A 1,446-nucleotide genomic window follows, 5' to 3' on the forward strand; every position below is an offset into this window, starting at 1 on the left:
TTATTAGACTTCGCGTGTTCTCAGCAATACAGGGCTATGTCGGCATTTGAAGATACCGCAGAGGTCACTATTTATTTTGCGGCTGAAGCTCAAGGTAAAGGTTTAGGCTCTAAGCTTTATTCTCAGCTATTTGCATCGATTAGTGATTGTGGTGTTCACCGCGTACTCTCAGGTGTTGCTTTACCTAATGAAGCTTCAATAGCACTTCATAAACGTTTTGGATTTCGAGAAGTCGGAGTGTTCAATGAATATGCGAAGAAAAACAATCAATACATCAGTTCAATGTGGTTAGAGAAGGCGTTAAACAAGGAATCAGATTGATTAGGATGGTTCAAACACGATGCAATACTCTTGGCACTTTTCTATGCCGTATTCAGATGTGATTTGAAAACAAAGGACACAATATGGAAGTAAGGTTGGTCAAAGGTTCCGATCCTAAGTTCGCTGAATCGATCACTAAAACGAATATGGCGAGTTACTATCAAGCTCGTGGAATCGCTTGGGGTCATAGTCAGTTTTTACGTAGCTGGGATGAACTGGATAACTATGAAATTTATGTAGGGGATAGCCGTATTGGTGTTATCCGCTTCAGTTACACCAGTGATACAACGTTTCTTCGGGACTTGCAGATATTAGCTGAATATCAAGGTAGAGGCTTTGGCTCTAAGTGTCTCGATTTAGCTATTGAACATGCGAACAATCAATCATCGGCTCAGTTAGTGTTGCGAGTGTTCAGTGAGAACCCCGCCATTAAGCTTTATCAATCAAAAGGTTTTACTCAGTTGTCTGAAGTGAAAGGACTCGTTGAAATGGAACTGATTTTAGGAAGAACTATGGACACCATTATCAAACAAGCAATCGAATTGCGAAAAGAAGAGAAGTACCAAGAGTCACGTGACTTGCTGGCAACGCTACTCACTGATGAAAATTATGCCGCGAAAGCGCACTTGCAGATCGCGTGGTCTTACGATAATCAAGGTAAAGAGCGACAGGCGATTGAGCACTATGTGCTATCTCTGTCTGGCGTGCTTTCTTCAGTAGAGCGTTTTGATGCGCTGTTCGGTTTGGCGAGTACTTATCGAAGCCTTGGTCTTTATGCAGAGGCTTTAGGCTATTTCGAACAGACTAGGGCTGAGTATCCTGACTCGATAGAGGTGAAACCTTTCTACGCAATGTGTTTGTACAATTTGGGTCGCCATAAAGAGGCGACGTCGCTGTTACTTGAGCTTTTGGTATCTACGACTAATAGCGATGCGATTAAAGAGTACCAACGCGCGATCTCTTTATATGCTCAAGACTTAGATAAAACCTGGTAAGCCGCTGCTTATAAAGATCATGTACTAATATAGAAAAAGCCTAAGTATTAATAGGATACTTAGGCTTCAAGAATTCGGTTTTAGTTTGAGTTTAAACCGTTACTCTGAAAGTTCTTTACGAACGATCTCT

2 protein-coding genes and 1 pseudogene are annotated in these 1,446 nt (G+C 41.6%); all 3 read left to right on the forward strand.

Annotation, left to right across the window (positions count from 1 at the left end; genetic code table 11):
• Positions 1–321 (forward strand): N-acetyltransferase family protein (locus tag AB4653_RS23515; protein ID WP_372105455.1); only part of this gene is annotated, 321 nt, incomplete at its 5' end.
• A gap of 83 nt (positions 322–404) precedes the next feature.
• Positions 405–836: pseudogene (locus tag AB4653_RS23520) on the forward strand (GNAT family N-acetyltransferase); the annotation flags it as partial.
• Positions 834–1,316 carry a tetratricopeptide repeat protein gene (locus tag AB4653_RS23525; protein WP_240798308.1) on the forward strand — a complete coding sequence of 161 codons (483 nt, stop codon included), beginning with the start codon at positions 834–836 and terminating at the stop codon, positions 1,314–1,316. The pseudogene AB4653_RS23520 and the gene AB4653_RS23525, both read left to right, overlap by 3 nt.
• Positions 1,317–1,446 lie beyond the last annotated feature (130 nt).

It is taken from the genome of Vibrio sp. 10N.222.48.A3 (assembly GCF_041475345.1).
In the GTDB taxonomy this organism is placed as follows: Bacteria; Pseudomonadota; Gammaproteobacteria; order Enterobacterales; family Vibrionaceae; genus Vibrio; species Vibrio tasmaniensis_A.